This window comes from Microbacterium sp. WCS2018Hpa-23, assembly GCF_031843845.1.
GTDB lineage: Bacteria > Actinomycetota > Actinomycetes > Actinomycetales > Microbacteriaceae > Microbacterium.
On the sequence record NZ_JAVTIZ010000002.1, the window covers coordinates 132253 to 147265 of the forward strand.

Here is a 15013-nt window from a genome sequence, read left to right on the forward strand (position 1 = left end):
GGGCACCACCGGAGAAAAGCACCCGCCGATACTCTGGACGCATGACTCAGCCGCAGGGAGCCCTCCTCGTGGGCAGCGTGAACTTCGACGACGCCGAGACGACCATCCGCACCGCCGCTGAACTGCTCGGCCCGCGGCTGCGCCGAACCCCCGACGGTGAGGTGGGCAAGCGATTCCACTGGATCATGTTCCAGCCTGACGTGCTCGGTGAGGCCGAGGGCATCGAGCGCATCGGCGACGAGCCGATCCCGTTCAAGGCAGGACTCGATGCCCGCCCGCTGCGCATCGCGGACGGGGTGGATGCGGCGAGCATCCAGCTCCCGCCGCTGGGATACGCGGATGCCGCGATCGAGTCGTACGCGATCTTCCGCCGCCTGCGCGATGAGGGCGTCGTGCCTGCGGCAACCCGCTTCCAGGTCTCGCTGCCGACCACGGTCGCCGTCGTCTCGTCGTTCTTCTTCGGCGATGACCGCGCCGCGATCGACCCCGTCTACACCGCCGCGCTTCTCGCCGAGGTCGACCGCATCCTCGCGGCGATCCCGCACGACGACCTCGCGATCCAGTGGGACGTCGCGAGCGAGATGGGTGTCATCGAGGCGGCGCCGGCATTCGGCCGCGTCATGGATGTCTGGTGGGAGGGCGACCCGTTCCCCGGGCTCGTCGAGCGTCTGGCGGCCCTCATCGATGCCGTGCCGACGGACGTCGAGGTCGGGGTGCACCTCTGCTACGGCGACGTCGCCGAGAAGCACTTCTTCGAGCCGACGGATGCCGCGAACCTCGTCCGCTACGCGAACGCCGTGACCGCGGCATCCGCTCGCGAGTTGACCTGGCTGCACCTGCCGGTGCCGATCTCGCGCGACGACGAGGCGTACTACGCACCGCTCGCCGGGCTCGAGCACGATGGCGAGCTGTACCTCGGGCTCGTGCACCGCGAAGACGGGGTGGAGGGTGCGGAGCGTCGAATCGCCGTGGCCCAGCGCTTCGCGCCGGAGTTCGGCGTCGCGACCGAGTGCGGCATCGGGCGTGCTCCCGAGGGGGCGACCGAGGGCATCCTGCGCACGCACGCCGAGGTCGCCGCAGCCTGGTGATCGGGCGCTGCCGCTCTCGATTCGCGCCGTGGCGCGGGTTGTCGTAAGCTAGTCCGCGGTGACGTGTCCGAGCGGCCGAAGGTGCAACTCTCGAAAAGTTGTGTAGGGTAACCCCCTACCGTGGGTTCAAATCCCACCGTCACCGCCACCACGAAGGCCCCGAATCCCTTGGAAACACTGGGATGCGGGGCCTTCGTCATGTCTGGAGTGGGCGTTGCGGTAACGCAGCGGTAACTGCTTGTGGCGGAGCTGACGGCCGCCTGCGGTGTAGACGCGACTCAGATGTCGCACTACTGGCCACTGGCCTCTTGCTGGCGCCTCAGGATGTGAAAGTGCAGCAGGCGCTGTACATGCTCGCCTGGAGTCGCAGCGGGAGGCTGGCCGCAAGCCATTCGTGGATGGAAGGCAATGGGATTCCGCCTCCCTTGGCCATCGGATTCGTCGCAGCGCCACGATCCATCATCGGTCGCTACTCTGGTGCGGCCACCCCGTGTACGCCTCGGCCAGGAACGTCCGCCCGGCCTCCGACTCGACGACCGAGCGCAGCTCCCCGACCTGTCGACGCTGATCGAACGCCGATGCATCGGACGCGGTGTGCAGCATGCTCGTCATCCACCACGAGAAGTGCTGGGCCTTCCAGATGCGGCGCAGTGCGGTGTCGGCGAATGCATCGATGAGACGCGTGTCGTTCTCGAGCAGCAGGGCCCGCAGGGCCTGGTCGAGCAGCACGACATCGGCGACGGCGAGGTTCATGCCCTTGGCGCCGGTCGGGGGCACGGTGTGCGCGGCGTCGCCGACGAGCACGGCGCGTCCGTGGCGCAGCTCGTGCGCGACGAAGCTGCGGAAGCGCAGAACCTCCCTCTGGAAGATAGGACCCTCGGTCAGGGCGGTCCCGGGAACGCGCGCCTGCAGCGTCGCCCAGATCTCGGCTTCGGAGACGGCATCCGGATCCGCCTCGGGATCGCACTGGAAGTACATGCGCTGCACGGTCGCGCTGCGCTGGCTGATCAGCGCGAATCCGTCGGGGGAGTTGCTGTAGATCAGCTCGTGAGAGCTCGGCGGCGCCTCGCACAGGATGCCGAACCATGCGAACGGGTACTCCCGGAAGTACCCGCCGGACGAGGAGCCGGTGACCGCCGGTCGCACGACGCTGCGCGAGCCGTCGGCTCCGACCACGAACTCCGCCTCGATGCGCACCTCGGTGCCGTCGGCCGAGGTCGCCGACACCCAGGGGCGGTCGCTCTCGACGTCGCCGACGCCGGTGACCTCTGTCTCGAACCGGAGGTCTTGCCCTGCGGCGAGGCGTGCGGCGATCAGGTCTTTCAGCGCCTCGTGCTGGGGGTACAGCCAGACGCTCCGGCCCGTGAGCGAGGGGAAGTCGATGCGGTGGCCCTCGCCCTCGAAATGCAGCTCGATGCCGTCGTGGCGGTTGCCGACAGTGAGCACCCGGTCACTCGCGCCGGTCTCGCTGAGCACACGGACGGTCTCCTGCTCGAGGATGCCGGCGCGGATCGTCGACTCGATCTCGTCGCGGCCGCGTCTGTCGAGGATGATCGAGTCGATGCCGGCATCGGCCAGCAGGTGCGAGAGCAGGAGCCCGGCGGGGCCGGCGCCGACGATGGCGACGCGGGTGCGGACGGTGGTGGTCATGGCGTCTCCTTCGACGGATGTCTCGCCAGCCATTGTGGGCGCCTCGGCACAGTGCCCAGCGAGCTCTACCGTTGAATGGGATTCCGCGTCAGCGGCGCCCGCCCAGGGCGCGCTCGATGTCCCGCGCCGCTGCGAGCAGTTCGCGCAGTGCAGGCTCGATCGTCGCCTCCCGGCGCAGCACGACCGAGAGCGCCGCCGCGACGCTCCCGGTCTCATCGTGCACGGGCACGGCGACACCCGTGGACACGGCCTCGATGTATCCGGGCGCCGCGGCATGCCCGACGGCCCTGACCTCCGCGAGCTTGCGACGCAGCGCCGCCGGGTCGGTGATGGTCTCAGCGGAGACCGCGGGCAGCGGCCCGGAGAGGACGCGCTCCTGCACCGCCCGGTCGGCGTATGCCAGCAGGATCAGCCCGGATGATGACGCGTGCAGGGGCAGGCGCCCCGCCACGCGAGTGACGTTGGAGCCGGATTCCGGGCTGCTGAGGCGTTCCAGGAACAGCGCCTCGTCCTGCTCGAGGATCGCCAGCTGCGTGTGCTCACGCACCCTCGCCTGCACCCGCTCCATGAACGGCAGCGCCGCCTGGCGGAGCCGCAGGGCATGTGAGGAGCGGGTCGCGAGCTCCCACAGGCGCATCCCGATCCGGATCCGCCGGTCGTCGTCGCGCTCGAGCATTCCGGCATCGACGAGCTCGCCCACGATGCGATGCCCCGACGATGCGGGCAGCCCGGCCCTGCGGCCGATCTCGGCAGCGCTCTGCACGGTGCGCGACGGCGTGAACGTCTCGAGCACCCGGATCAGTCGTTCGGTGACCGAGTCGCCCGAGGAGGAGTTGGCCATGCGTCGATGATCGCATGTGCTGCGCGCGGTGTCTCATTGGGTGGGAATCGCCTGCCATTCCTCACCGAACACGGTGAGGATGCTGTGAACGCAGCCCGCCGTGTCGAAGGAGACACCCATGACCGCCTCATCCGCAACGCTCGCCGCCGCGCCCGAGTCGCTGCTCGCCTCGCCCGATCAGGTCACCCAGGCCGAGATCACCCGGGAGATCGTCGATCTGCACGCGTCACTCGAGCGCCGTGAGGCCGCAGGCGAGGCGCTGCCCGTGACGATGCACGACTTCGCTCCCTACCGCTCGAGCCTGCTGCGGCATCCGACGAAGAATCCGCGCCTCGTCGACCCCGAGACGATCGAGCTGCTGTCGCCCGCATTCGGCCAGCGCGACGTCGCGGCGATCGAGTCCGACCTGACCATCCAGCACGCGGGGGAGCCACTGGGCGAGCGGATGACCGTGCGGGGGCGTCTGCTCGACTCGTGGGGGCGACCGGTCGCGAATCAGCTCATCGAGCTGTGGCAGGCGAACTCGTCGGGGCGGTACATCCACCAGCGCGATCAGCATCCGGCGCCGCTCGACCCGAACTTCACCGGTGCGGGCAGAGCGATCACGAACGATGACGGCGAGTATCTTTTCACGACCATCAAGCCGGGTCCGTACCCGTGGAAGAACCATGTGAACGCCTGGCGACCCGCGCACATCCACTTCTCGGTCTTCGGTTCCTCGTTCACCCAGCGCCTCGTCACGCAGATGTACTTCCCCGGCGATCCGCTCTTCGCCCTCGACCCGATCTACAACACGATCTGGCGGCAGAAGGATCGCGACGCCCTCGTGGGCGTGTACGACCATGATCTGACTTCGCCCGAGTGGTCTACGGGGTACCGCTTCGACATCGTCGTCGACGGCCCCGACGCGACTTGGTTCGAGCAGGAGGAGGACTGACATGGCGGCGCCCGCCAAGACCCACCGCGCCACTCCCGGCCAGACGGTCGGGCCGTTCTTCGCCTACGGCGTTGAGTATCCGAAGATGCACGAGGTCGCCTTCCCCCATTCGCCCGGCGCGATCCTCCTCGCCGGCACCGTGCGCGACGGTGCGGGCGATCCGATCCCCGATGCGTTCCTCGAGATCTTCGGAGCGGATGCCGATGGCACGACGCCCCGGGCCCGCGGTGCGTTTCGCAGGGACGATCACACATTCACCGGGTTCGGTCGAGCCTTCACCGACGACGAAGGCCACTACGAGTTCTGGACCCGCAACCCGGGCTCGGCCAACGGGCGTGCCCCGTTCTTCGCCACGATCGTCTATGCGCGCGGGTTGCCCGACAAGCTGCACACGCGCATCTATCTTCCGGAGAATTCGACTGCTCTCGAGAGTGATCCGCTTCTCGCCTCGCTCTCGACGGAGGAGCGTGCGACCCTTCTCGCGACGCGCACCGCAGACGGATGGCTTCAGCATGACATCCGCCTGCAGGGCGAGGGTGAGACGGTGTTCCTTGTCTACTGACGTGTTCGACGGCTCCGGACTCGAGGAGGCTCGCCCATGACGGCATTCGATGAGGGGCTGCTCTCGCCGGTCACGGCGGGGCATGACGATGTCGTGAGCGACGCCGCGGTCGCCGATGCGCTCGTTCACGCCGAGCAGGCGCTCGTCACCGCCTACTTCGAGATCGGCATCCTCTCCAAAGCGGATCATGCGGAGATCATGCTCGCTTTCGCTGGCGGTGCCCGGGGCGATGCTGTCGCGAACGTAGAAACATTGTCGATGATCGACCTCACTGCCCTTGCCGCGGCAGCGGTCGCGGGTGGCAACCCGGTGATTCCACTCGTCGCCGAGCTCAAAGCCCGTGTGCCCGAGCCTCTTCGTTCGTGGGTTCACCGCGGGGCAACCAGCCAGGACATCGTCGACACTGCGCTGATGATCGTCGCGCTCTCCGCAGTCCGGCGCGTTCGCGACTCGCTCGCCGGTGTGCTCGCTGGGCTCGCCATTCTCGCTACGCAGCACGGGAGCGACCTTGTCGTGGCGCGAACGTTGACCCAGCACGCGCTGCCCATGACGCTGAGGACACGGATCGAAGCATGGCGTCGTGGCGTGGATCGCGCGGTCACACGACTGGCGACGCTCGAGTTCCCGGCGCAACTCGCCGGGGCCGTGGGAACGAGCGCATCTTTCGCCACGATCACCGGATCTGCCGACCGTGCGCGCGCGTTGGTGCAGGGGTTCTCTGGCCAGGCGGGGCTGGACGGCCCGGACGGTTCGTGGCAAGTCACCCGCTGGCCGATCACCGAGCTCGGCGACGCGCTCGTGCAGACGATCGACGCGCTCGGCAAGCTCGCAACCGACGTCACGACGCTCACTCGCACGGAGATCGGCGAACTCAGCGAGGGGACAGGCGGAGCGTCATCGGCGATGCCGCAGAAACAGAACCCCGTGGAGTCGACGCTCATCCGATCGGCCGCTCTTCGTGCGCCGCAGCTCGGCGCGACCCTGCACCTTGCGGCAGCTCTGGCGGTCGACGAGCGTCCGGACGGAGCATGGCACGCCGAGTGGCCGACCCTGCGCGAGCTGCTCCGCCTCGCCCTCGGCGCCTCTGCGCACGCCGCATCCCTCACCGCGAACCTGCGCGTCCATCCGGCCGCGGCAATCCGCAACCTCGCGATCACCGGCGGCCTGATCGTCAGTGAACGGCTCGCGATCACGCTCGTTCCGCTGATCGGTCACGAGCGTTTCGACGCCCTCATCGCTGCTGCCGCGGGCGGAGCCGAACTCGACGCACTCGTGCGCGAGCTTCCTGAGGTCACCGATCTCGTTGTCGACGCCCTTCTCGACCCGGCGGGCTATACGGGCGTCGAATCCGGAGTGGGCGAACGATGATCTCTCTCGCGTTCACCGAGCCCATCGGCCCGGGTGGAGCCCCGCTCGTCATCCTCGGTCCATCTCTCGGTACTTCGACGATCCTCTGGGAATCCGTTGCGCCCGAACTCGCACTGACACACCGCGTCGTCGCATGGGACCTTCCGGGGCACGGAGCCTCCACCCCGGATAACGAGTCGTTCTCGGTGGCTGATCTCGCCGACGCCCTCGCTGAGCGCATCGCGGATCTCGGTGTCGACCGCATCAGCTATGCCGGAGTCTCGCTCGGAGGCGCCGTCGGTCTCGAACTCCTGCTGCGGCATCCGTCTCTCGTCGAGCGAGCGGCCATCCTCTGCTCGGGAGCAGTGATCGGCGAACCCGAGGCCTGGCAAGAGCGGGCCGCGAAGGTACGCGCTGAGTCGACGTCCGCGCTGATCATCGGCTCGGCCGGGCGCTGGTTCGCACCCGGCTCCATCGCAGAGCATCCCGACCTCACCGGGCGTCTGCTGCACGAGCTGCAGAACACCGACGATGAGAGCTATGCGCTGTGCTGCGAGGCGCTCGCCGCGTACGACGTGCGCCACCGGCTCGGAGAGATCGACGCTCCTGTGCTCGCAGTGTGGGGCGAGCACGATCAGGTGACCCCGGAGAGCTCCGCACGCGAGATCGCAGCGGGCGTGCGTGATGGACGAGCGACAGCGGTCCTCGATGCTTCGCACCTCGCACCCGTCGATGCCCCCGCAGCAGTCGCCGAGGTGTTGAGTCGATTTCTGAACGAGAGGAGTCCGTGATGACCGGTCTCACCGATGGCGAGCGTCGAGCGCAGGGATTCGAGGTGCGTCGGGAGGTGCTGTCCGACGAGCACGTCGACCGCGCGATCGCCGCGACCACAGACTTCAACGCCGACTTCCAGGACTTCATCACCCGCGTCGCCTGGGGTGACGTCTGGTCGCGCCCCGGACTCGACCGGCGTTCACGATCGATCGCGGTGCTCTCATCACTGATCGCCCACGGTCACCAGGAGGAACTCGCGATGCACCTTCGGGCTGCCCTTCGCAATGGGCTGACCAGCGACGAGATCCGCGAGGTGATCCTGCAGTCGGCCGTCTACTCGGGGGTGCCCGCGGCCAACACGGCGTTCCGCATCGCCGGCGAGGTCTTCGTGACGGAGGAGGCATCGTGATCGACAAGACGGTGCAGGATGCCGAAGCGGCCGTTGCCGGCATCGCCGACGGTGCGACCGTCATGATCGGGGGCTTCGGTCGTGCGGGGCAGCCGGTCGAGTTGATCGACGCTCTCATCGCCCAGGGGGCGGGCGACCTCACGATCGTCGCCAACAACGCGGGAAATGGTGACACAGGGCTCGCGGCTCTGCTCGCGAAGCGGCGAGTGCGCAAGATCATGTGCTCATTTCCCCGTCAGCACGACTCCTGGGTGTTCGATGGTCTCTACCGGTCCGGACAGATCGAGCTTGAGATCGTGCCGCAGGGCAATCTCGCCGAGCGGATCAGGGCTGCGGGTGCCGGCATCGGCGCATTCTTCTCACCTACCGGGGTCGGCACCGAGCTCGCCGCGGGCAAGGAGGAGCGCACGATCGACGGGCGGCGATACGTGCTCGAGTACCCGGTCGCGGCGGATGTGGCGCTGATCAGCGCTCGCACGGCCGACCGCTGGGGCAACCTCGTCTACCGTGAGACCGCCCGCAACTTCGGCCCGATCATGGCCACGGCGGCGTCGACCACCATCGTGCAGGTCGACGAGATCGTGCCCCTCGGATCGATCGATCCGGAGACCGTCGTCACTCCTGGGCTGTTCGTCGACCGCGTGGTCGCGGTCGGCCGGCGTGCCTGGCTCGACGATGACGGGTTCATCGGCGGAGTCGACATCGAGGGACGGCTGCTGGATGCTGTCGAGGAGGTCGCGCGATGACCACTCGCATCACTCGCGACGCGCTCGCCGCACGCATCGCGTCCGACATCCCCGAGGGCGCCGTGGTCAACCTCGGCATCGGCGCACCGACCCTCGTCGCGAACTTCCTGCCCGTCGAACTCGAGATCATCCTGCACACCGAGAACGGTCTGCTCGGGATGGGGCCCGCGCCCGAGCCGGACCGGATCGACCCCGATCTCATCAACGCGGGCAAGCAGCCGGTCACGGCGCTGCCCGGGGCCGCGTACTTCCATCACGCCGATTCGTTCGCGATGATGCGCGGCGGCCACCTCGACGTCTGCGTGCTCGGCGCCTTCCAGGTCGCTCAGAACGGCGACCTCGCGAACTGGTCGACCGGGGCGCCAGGCGCGATCCCGGCGGTCGGAGGTGCCATGGACCTCGCGATCGGGGCGAAGCAGGTGTTCGTCATGACCGACCTGTTCGCGAAGGACGGCTCATCGAAGCTCGTCGCCGACTGTTCATACCCGCTCACGGGTGTGGGATGCGTGACCCGTGTCTACACCGACCACGCGGTCTTCGACGTCGTCGACGGTCGCTTCGTCGTGCAGGAGGCCTTCGGCGACAACACCCTCGGTTCACTTCGCTCGCTGACCGGACTGGAGCTCTCATGACCGCCTCGTTCATCTATGACGCGGTGCGCACTCCGTTCGGGCGTGCGGGCGGTGCGCTGGCGGGCACCCGACCCGACGATCTCGCGGCTATAACGCTCAGGGCTGTCGTCGAGCGCACGGGAGTCGACCCGGGGAGCATCGATGATGTGCTGTTGGGCGATGCGAACCAGGCGGGCGAGGACAACCGTGACGTCGCACGGTTCGCGGCGTTGCTCGCCGGTTTCCCGACCTCCGTGCCCGGAGCCACGGTGAACCGCCTCTGCGGGTCGAGTCTCGAGGCCGTGATCCAGGGCTCTCGGGCGATCGAGGTGGGTGATGCCGAGATCATCCTCGCGGGCGGCGTCGAGTCGATGAGCAGGGCGCCTTTCGTCGTCGAGAAGTCTGCCAAGCCGTGGCCCGCCGTCGGCAACCAGACGATGTGGAACACCGCGATCGGGTGGCGGATGACGAATCCGGCGCTGCCGAAGAAATGGACGATCTCCAACGGCGAGTCGGCCGAGAAGCTGGCGACGATCTACGGGATCACGAGGCAGCAACAGGATGCCTTCGCACTGCGCAGCCATCGGCTGGCATCGCAGGCATGGGCCGCGGGTGTGTTCGGCGAAGAGATCGTCTCCGTTGCCGGCGTCGATCTCGCCCGGGATGAGGGGATCCGCGACGACACGACTCTCGAGAAGCTCGGTGGACTGCGCACACTGTTCGCCGCGGACGGAACAGTCACCGCGGGCAACTCGTCGCCGATCAGCGACGGCGCATCAGCCGTGTTGCTCGGAGCGGAGGGTGCGATCGACGCTGAGCCACTCGCGCGCATCGCCGGACGAGGGGTCTTCGGCAACGATCCGGATGTGTTCGGCGTCGCCCCTGTGCAGGCAGCGAACCGCGCTCTTGCCCGCGCCGGTCGTTCCTGGGCTGACGTCGACTTCGTCGAGCTGAACGAAGCGTTCGCATCTCAGTCTCTGGCGTGTCTCGCTGGGTGGCCCGACCTCGATCCTGAACGCCTGAATGCGCACGGCGGGGCGATCGCCATCGGGCATCCGCTCGGCGCATCAGGTGGACGGGTCATTGCCAGAGCCGCTCACGAACTGCGCCGGCGAGGTGGCGGAGTGGCGGTCGTCGCGCTCTGCATCGGAGTGGGACAGGGCCTCGCGCTCGTCCTGGAGCGGTAGGCGGCGGTCACAAGCCAGCAGCTTCAGAGGGCCGATGCCGATAGTCTCGCGGCGACCGCTTCTGGTCGACAGACGGATGCCTCGGCACTGCCGCGCCGAGGCATCCGCCGTCTTGACGGGGATCAGTCGATTGTGCGCCGTCTCACACGCCGCGCGCCGCGGCCACGAGCGCGGCGTACACGTCTGCACTGGGCTTGGCCGTGCGCTCGAAGGTGTCGGGATCGACTTCATGCAGTCCGAGCTTCGGGCCGTATCCGAAGATCCACTCGAAGTTGTCCATGAGGGTCCAGTGGCAATACCCGAGTACCGGCACGCCGTTCGAGATCGCCTTCGCAAGCCCCTCGAGCGACGGCGCGATGAAGTCGGCACGGATGCTGTCATCGGGCGTGCTGACGCCGTGCTCGCTCACGAGCACGGGCACGCCGCTCACCTCGTAGGCGTACTCGACGGCGCCTCGCAGAGAATCCGCGTCGACGGCGGTGCCCATCCCGTTCACCACCGCACCCTCGTCGGGAGGAAGCACTCCGTCGGGACCGTAATGAAGGCGCTCGTAGTTCTGCACGCCGATGAAGTCATCACCTCGTGCCAGCTCGAGCCAGTAGTCGTAGACTTCGGCACGCTTGCGGTCGCGCATCGCTTCCCCGCCCGGTGCCGCCACGTCATCGCACATCGCCAGCGAGAGTCCGACGCGGAGATCGGGGCGGTGTGCCTTGATAGCTGCCTTTCCCGCGACATGAGCTGCGGTCATTCCTGCGCGCATCCCGGGGAAGTCCTCGTGCAGCATGACGTTGCCTGCGCGATAACGCTCGACACCCGCTGAGATTGCCGCGGCTTCCAGGGTCTTTCGTTCAAGATCCACAATGAAGTCCGGAAGTCCCGCCCACGTGAGCATCTCCGGCAGGTCGGGTTCGTTGAAGGTAACGGCCAGGGCGATCCTGTCGCCGAAACGCTCCATCACGACGCCGCAGTACCGCGCGAAGAGCTCGGAGGCGCCTTCGTCGAGCCAGGCGCCGCGGGCGGCGAACCAGTGCGGTGAGGTGAAGTGGTTGAACGTCACGATCGGCGCCAGGCCGCGCGCGATGCATCCGTCGACGACCGCCTCGTAATGCGCGAGCGCCTCTTCGGAGAACTCGCCCTCCGTGGGTTCGATGCGGGCCCACTCCACGGAGAAGCGGTAGGCGTTCAGGTTCATCGCCGCGACGATGTCGAGATCCGACTCCCAGCGTTCCCAGCCGTTGGCGGCCTTGCCGGAGCGGTCCTGGAAGATCGTCGGCGTCACGTTCTCAAGGAACCAGGTGTCACTATGGACGTTGTCGCCCTCGTTCTGGTGGCCGGCGGTCGCGACGCCCCAGAGGAAGTCCTTCGGGAAATCTGTGGTGGTCATCGTTGATCCTTCCAACCGTTCGTCTTGCCTTCGGAATTCATTGAATGAAAGTATGTTTCAATCAGTGAGTCAACCATAGCCGGGCGTTTGGTCCGGTTCAAGAGATCGGAAGCCGCAATGACGCACGATTCGACCGGCGCTACCTCGGCATTCAGTGTCGATGACCTCACGCTCGAAGAGAAAGCCTCCCTGACGAGCGGAGGGTCTTTCTGGGCGACGAAGTCGGTCGAGCGAGCGCACATCCCCGAGGTGCTGATGGCTGACGGCCCCCACGGCCTGCGGCTGCAGGCGGGAGCTGAAGACAACCTCGGTCTTGCGGAGAGCATCCCTGCGACGTGCTATCCGCCTGCTGCGGGGCTGGGTTCGTCGTGGGACGCAGGCCTCGTCGAGGCTATCGGTGCTGCACTCGGCGCGGAAGCATCCATCGCCGGTGTCGGTGTGGTGCTCGGGCCGGGAATCAACATCAAGCGCTCCGCTCTGTGCGGTCGCAACTTCGAGTACTTCTCCGAAGACCCGATCGTGTCGGGGATCCTCGGTACCGCGTCCGTCCGCGGCATTCAATCCCGCGGAGTGGGCGCATCGCTGAAGCACTTCGCCGCGAACAACAAGGAGGATGATCGGCTGCGTTCCTCGAGCGAGGTCGCCGAGCGTCCGCTGCGCGAGATCTACCTTCGACCGTTCCACCGCGTGGTCACCGACGCCGCACCATGGACAGTCATGTGCTCCTACAACCGCATCAACGGGGTGTATTCCTCCGAGAATCCGTGGCTGCTCACGAAGGTGCTGCGCGATGAATGGGGCTTCGAGGGGCTGGTGGTCTCGGACTGGGGCGCCGTCAACGACCGCGTGGCCGGGCTGGTTGCCGGTATGGACCTCGAGATGCCCGAGACAGGAGGTGTCACCGACGCTCAGATCCTTGCCGCCGTGCAGGACGGTTCGCTCGACGAAGCATCACTGGATCAGGCGACGGATCGTCTTCTGGGTCTTGTCCGCAAAGTGCAGGACGGAACGGGAGCCGTGGAGGGCCCGCTGGATGTGGAGGCGCACCACGATGTCGCGCGCGACGCCGCCTCGAGGTCCATCGTGCTCCTGAAGAATGACGACCGCCTGCTGCCTCTCTCCCCGGATGTCTCGGTCGCCGTAATCGGGGCGTTCGCAGAGACTCCGCGCTTTCAAGGGGGTGGCTCGTCCAAGACGAACCCCACACGCATGGATAACGCGATCGATGCCATCCGGGGCCACGCAGGCGGGGCGGGGGTGACTTTCTCTGCAGGATTCCTGGTCGAAGGCAACGATCCAGAGAAGGATGCCGACCTCCGTCATGAGGCCGTCGCCGCGGCCGCCTCGGCGCACGTTGCAGTGGTCTTCATCGGTCTTACCGATGAGGCGGAATCCGAAGGCTATGACCGCGTGCACCTCGATCTGGCGAGCAAGCAACTCGAGCTCCTCGACGCCGTTCTGGAGGTCAATCCGCGCACGGTGGTGGTGCTGTCCAATGGCAGTGTCGTGGCCTTGCCGTTCAAGGAACGCGTTCCGGCCATCGTCGAGGCGTGGCTACTGGGTCAGGCTGGTGGCTCTGCGATCGCCGACGTCCTCTATGGCGCGGTGAATCCCTCGGCCAAGCTCGCGGAGACGATTCCGATCCGTCTGCAGGATTCTCCTGCCTATCTCGACTTCGACGTCGACGACGGAGTCGTCCGCTACAGCGAGGGGCTCTTCGTGGGGTATCGGTGGTACGACGCCCGCGGACTGGAGGTCGCGTACCCGTTTGGGCATGGCCTCTCCTACACGTCGTTCGACTACGGCCAGGCGACGGTGGCGTCCGCGAGCGCATCGCGCGATATCAAGGTCCGCGTGACGATCACCAATGCCGGAGACCGCGATGGGAGGGAGATCGTTCAGGTGTACACATCGCTTCCGGGCTCGTCGGTGCAGCGACCGCCGCGCGAACTGAAGGCATTCGCGATCGCGGAGATCTCTGCGGGTGAGAGCCGAGAGGTGGTGCTGAGCGTCCGCCGCGATGACCTCGCGTACTGGAACTCGGCTGCGCAGCGATGGGTCGTCGAGGCCGGCGAGTACATCTTCGATGTGGCGGCATCCAGCCGCGACATCCGCTCGACTGTGTCACTGCATGTCGAGGGTGACGCCTACGTGCCGACGATCTCGCACCAGTCGACACTCGCCGAAGCGATCGTGCATCCCACAGTCGGGCCGGCACTTCGGGCGATTCTGGACGAGGAAACCCCATCTGGATTCCTCGCGATGGGGGACGCAGATAAGATCGCGTCGATCATGGGCGACTTCCCGTTGGTGAGATTCGCACGGATAGCCGGCGAGGCCCTGCGGCCAGAGGTGCTGGACCCCATCATCCACTCGTCTCGCTCGGAGTGAGCGGGAGTGCCCGTCTCGACGACATCGAGTCGGGCACTCCACGAGGTGCTCGCTAGGAGGCGGTAGGCGTCGTGCCGGAGGTCAGGCGACTTCGGAGAAAGTCGACGGCGTGCCGGATCGACGGAGCGGGGTCCGTGCCCTCGAAGACATGAGCTGCGCCGGCCACGGGAATCAGATCGGCCTCACCGCCTGCGGAGAGCAGCGCGGTGAGCAGCTGCTCGCTTTGAGAGAGTGGCACGAGCGTGTCCTCATCGCCGTGCACCAGCAGGAACGGGGGAGGCGTGGGGTGGGCGTGGTTGACGGGCGAGAGCAGGCGCCTCGCATCTGCTGAGGGCAAGGGTGAGTTCGCCAGGATCACCGTGGTCGGATCGGCGTGTTCGATCCCGCCGGCGCCGACCAGGACCTCTAGCACCTCCGCGGGGAGCGAATCGAGGATGGACGGCATGGTGTCGACGTCGGACACTCCATAGAAGTCGACCACAGCGGTCACTGCGCTGCTCGTTCCGGTGACCCCCTCAGTTCCCTCGAGAGCCGGATCGTCGACCAACCCGAGAAGCGCGGCGAGATGGCCGCCAGCGGACTCGCCCCAGGCACCGATGCGGTCGGGGTCGATGCCGAGGTCCTCGGCGAACCGACGCACGTACCGCACTGCTGCCTTGGCATCGTGCAGTTGTGCGGGGAAAGGGGCTTCGCGGGAGTGCCGGTAATCGATCGAGACGACGGCCAGCCCTGCATCGATGGCGCTCTGGAAGACGAGGCCTTCGGGCCAGTGATCAGGCGGAGTCTGTCGGCTGCCGAACAGCCACGCTCCACCATGGATCCAGATCACGCACGGACTCGGGGCCAGCCCGCGCTCGGGAACGTAGACATCGAGGTGGAGCGGGCGATAGCCGTCGGGAATCGAGTACGTGAGTGATGGATGGAAGCGGGCGCCATGCGGATGCTGGCGTTCCGCCGTGCCCGGCGCGAGGAAGGCCGGCGGCCCGACGCGTGTCTGTTCCTCGTCCGTCGGCCCGCTCGAGCGGTCGTGGTCATTCATATGTTCCCACCTCTTCATCGAATCTCACTTAATAAAAGCAGGTTTCA

14 protein-coding genes and 1 tRNA gene are annotated in these 15013 nt (G+C 67.2%); 11 read left to right on the forward strand and 4 right to left on the reverse strand.

Going from position 1 to position 15013, the window contains the following annotated elements; translation table 11 throughout:
* The first annotated feature begins 41 nt into the window (after nt 1–41).
* Both RQG77_RS04190 and RQG77_RS04195 read left to right on the forward strand, forming a co-directional pair.
* Nucleotides 42–1088, forward strand: a complete 1047-nt coding sequence (locus tag RQG77_RS04190; protein ID WP_311243573.1) for a hypothetical protein — start codon at nt 42–44, stop codon at nt 1086–1088.
* Nucleotides 1089–1145: 57 nt separating this feature from the next.
* Nucleotides 1146–1236, forward strand: a tRNA-Ser gene (locus tag RQG77_RS04195).
* Between the two features lie 311 nt (nt 1237–1547).
* On the opposite strand, the gene RQG77_RS04200 is transcribed toward RQG77_RS04195, so the two are convergent.
* Complete coding sequence (locus RQG77_RS04200) at nt 1548–2738, reverse strand: 4-hydroxybenzoate 3-monooxygenase (protein ID WP_311243574.1); 1191 nt, start codon at nt 2736–2738, stop codon at nt 1548–1550.
* 88 nt (nt 2739–2826) lie between these two features.
* Entirely contained in the window at nt 2827–3579 is a 753-nt protein-coding gene (locus RQG77_RS04205) for an IclR family transcriptional regulator (protein ID WP_311243575.1), read from the reverse strand.
* A 118-nt stretch (nt 3580–3697) separates the two neighbouring features.
* On the opposite strand from RQG77_RS04205, the gene pcaH reads away from it, so the two are divergent.
* From pcaH to RQG77_RS04245, 8 genes are read left to right on the forward strand one after another with little or no spacing between them, the layout of a single operon-like run.
* Nucleotides 3698–4516 carry a protocatechuate 3,4-dioxygenase subunit beta gene (gene pcaH, locus RQG77_RS04210; protein WP_311243576.1) on the forward strand — a complete coding sequence of 273 codons (819 nt, stop codon included), beginning with the start codon at nt 3698–3700 and terminating at the stop codon, nt 4514–4516.
* Between the two features lies 1 nt (nt 4517).
* Nucleotides 4518–5078 carry a protocatechuate 3,4-dioxygenase subunit alpha gene (gene pcaG / locus RQG77_RS04215; protein WP_311243577.1) on the forward strand — a complete coding sequence of 187 codons (561 nt, stop codon included), beginning with the start codon at nt 4518–4520 and terminating at the stop codon, nt 5076–5078.
* Between the two features lie 36 nt (nt 5079–5114).
* Entirely contained in the window at nt 5115–6446 is a 1332-nt protein-coding gene (locus tag RQG77_RS04220) for a lyase family protein (RefSeq protein WP_311243578.1), read from the forward strand.
* On the forward strand, nt 6443–7216 hold the full coding sequence (locus RQG77_RS04225; protein ID WP_311243579.1) for an alpha/beta fold hydrolase: 774 nt from the start codon (nt 6443–6445) through the stop codon (nt 7214–7216). The genes RQG77_RS04220 and RQG77_RS04225 overlap by 4 nt, the downstream gene beginning before the upstream one ends.
* On the forward strand, nt 7216–7608 hold the full coding sequence (gene pcaC / locus RQG77_RS04230; RefSeq protein WP_311243580.1) for a 4-carboxymuconolactone decarboxylase: 393 nt from the start codon (nt 7216–7218) through the stop codon (nt 7606–7608). Before RQG77_RS04225 ends, pcaC begins: the two co-directional genes overlap by 1 nt.
* Nucleotides 7605–8354, forward strand: a complete 750-nt coding sequence (locus RQG77_RS04235) for a 3-oxoacid CoA-transferase subunit A (RefSeq protein ID WP_311243581.1) — start codon at nt 7605–7607, stop codon at nt 8352–8354. The genes pcaC and RQG77_RS04235 overlap by 4 nt, the downstream gene beginning before the upstream one ends.
* Nucleotides 8351–8986 carry a 3-oxoacid CoA-transferase subunit B gene (locus tag RQG77_RS04240; protein WP_311243582.1) on the forward strand — a complete coding sequence of 212 codons (636 nt, stop codon included), beginning with the start codon at nt 8351–8353 and terminating at the stop codon, nt 8984–8986. Before RQG77_RS04235 ends, RQG77_RS04240 begins: the two co-directional genes overlap by 4 nt.
* Nucleotides 8983–10152: a thiolase family protein gene (locus RQG77_RS04245; RefSeq protein WP_311243583.1), complete on the forward strand. Its 1170-nt coding sequence runs from the start codon at nt 8983–8985 to the stop codon at nt 10150–10152. Before RQG77_RS04240 ends, RQG77_RS04245 begins: the two co-directional genes overlap by 4 nt.
* 142 nt (nt 10153–10294) lie before the next feature.
* Here the strand turns inward: RQG77_RS04245 and RQG77_RS04250 are convergent, their stop codons facing one another.
* Nucleotides 10295–11536 carry a family 1 glycosylhydrolase gene (locus tag RQG77_RS04250; protein ID WP_311243584.1) on the reverse strand — a complete coding sequence of 414 codons (1242 nt, stop codon included), beginning with the start codon at nt 11534–11536 and terminating at the stop codon, nt 10295–10297.
* Nucleotides 11537–11653: 117 nt separating this feature from the next.
* On the opposite strand from RQG77_RS04250, the gene RQG77_RS04255 reads away from it, so the two are divergent.
* Nucleotides 11654–13927, forward strand: coding sequence for a glycoside hydrolase family 3 C-terminal domain-containing protein (locus tag RQG77_RS04255; protein ID WP_311243585.1), 2274 nt, complete (start codon nt 11654–11656; stop codon nt 13925–13927).
* 52 nt (nt 13928–13979) lie between these two features.
* On the opposite strand, the gene RQG77_RS04260 is transcribed toward RQG77_RS04255, so the two are convergent.
* Complete coding sequence (locus tag RQG77_RS04260; protein WP_311243586.1) at nt 13980–14966, reverse strand: alpha/beta hydrolase; 987 nt, start codon at nt 14964–14966, stop codon at nt 13980–13982.
* Nucleotides 14967–15013: the final 47 nt, after the last annotated feature.